1 protein-coding gene is annotated in these 1,854 nt (G+C 69.8%); it reads right to left on the minus strand.

Going from position 1 to position 1,854, the window contains the following annotated elements; translation table 11 throughout:
• The coding region (locus FL311_RS42965; RefSeq protein WP_141333435.1) for a condensation domain-containing protein at positions 1–1,854 on the minus strand (1,854 nt) is incomplete at both ends.

Raw genomic sequence — 1,854 nt, forward strand, 5'->3', positions numbered from 1 at the left:
CCCCCAGGTGCCACGCCAGCTGATTCGCCCGCCGCTCCAGCTCCGCGTACGTCAGCGACTCCCCTCCCCACACCACCGCCTCCGCCTCCGGCGTCCGCCTCGCCTGCGCCTCCACCAGCTCATGCGCGCAGACCTCCCAGCGAGGCCCCGTGCTCGTCGCGTTCCAGTCCTCCAGCACCAGACGGCGGTCCGCGTCGGACACCAGCGGGAGCTCGGAGACGCGGTGGAGCGGATTGGCGACAGCGCCCTCGAGCAGTCGCTCCAGGTGCACGACGAATCGCTCGGCCGACGCGGGCTCGTACAAGTCCGTGCGGTACTCCAGCGTGCCCGTCAGGCCCGTGGGCGTCTCCCGGAGCATCAGCGTGAAGTCGAACTTGGACGTGCCGCTGTCCACGTCCATCGCCTCGAAGGAGAGCCCCGGCGTGGACAGCTCCATGGGCGGCGTGTTGAGCAACACCATCGCCACCTGGAAGAACGGCGTGTGTCCCGGCTGTCGCTCCGGCTGGAGCACCTCGACCAGCTTCTCGAAGGGCACGTCCTGGTGCGAGTACGCGCCCAGCGTCGTCTCCCGCACCCGCCCCAGCAGCTCGCGGAACGTCGGGTCTCCGTCCAGCCTCGTGCGCAGCACCAGCGTGTTCACGAAGAAGCCGATCAACCCCTCTGTCTCCATCTGCTGGCGCCCGGCGATGGGAGCCCCCACGCAGATGTCGTCCTGTCCCGAGTAGCGCGCCAGCAGCGCCTGCAACCCCGCGAGCAGGCCCATGAACAGCGTCGCCCCTTCGCGCTGGCACAGGCTGACGAGGGAGCGGGTGAGCTCACGCGAGAGGTCCATCTTGAGCACCGCGCCCGGGTTGCGAGCCTCCACGGGGCGCGGCCGGTCCGTCGGCAGCTCCAACATGGCGGGAACCCCGTCGAGCTGTTTGCGCCACCAGTTCAGCTGCCGCTCCAGCACGTCGCCCTGGAGCCACTCGCGCTGCTGGACAGCGTAGTCCGCGTACTGGATCGCCAACTCGGCCAAAGGGGACCGCCGGCCTTCACTGAAGGCCTCGTAGAGCGTGACCACCTCGCGGATGAGCACGGCGATGGACCACGCGTCCGCGATGATGTGATGCAGCGTCACAAGGAGCAGATGCTCACGCGCCCCCAACCGGAGCAGCGCCGTGCGCAGCAACGGCCCGCGTGTCAGGTCGAAGGGGCGACGGGCCTCGGCCCACGCCCGGCGGTGTGCTTCCGTCTCTCGCTCCGACTCGGAGAGCGGGGCCAGGTCCTGCACCGAGAGCAGGATTCGCGGGGGCGCGCTCCGGGAGATGACCTGCATGGGCCTGCCCTCGCGCGACTGGAAGACGGTGCGCAGGGACTGGTGACGCCGCACCAGCTCCGTGAAGGCCTGCTCCAGCGCGGGCACATCCAGCGCGCCCTTGAGCCGCAGCGCCGCGGGGATGTTGTAGAGGGGGCTGCCGGGCCTGTACTGGTCCAGGAACCACAGTCGCTGCTGGGCAAAAGAGAGCATCTCTTCCTCCGTGTCGCCCTGCTCGTTCTCGTTTCGGAATCTCGTCCGCGCCCGCATCGGCGTCGGTGCGCGGCTCTCCAGCGGAGGCATCTCGGCCTCGATGCGTCGGGCCAGCGCGGCCACGGACGGCGCCTCGAAGAGCATGCGCAACGGGAGCTCCCTGCGCAGGTGATGACGGATGCGAGCCATCGCCTGTGTCGCCAGCAGCGAGTGACCGCCGAGGCTGAAGAAGCTGTCGGTGACGCTGACCCTCGGCAGCTTCAGCACCGACGCGAAGGCCTCCGCCAGCTGCGTCTCCAGCGTGTCCCTCGGCGCCACGAAGGGCGCCACGCCCCTCAGGCTCG

It is taken from the genome of Myxococcus sp. AB025B, assembly GCF_006518215.1.
Lineage (GTDB): Bacteria > Myxococcota > Myxococcia > Myxococcales > Myxococcaceae > Myxococcus > Myxococcus fulvus.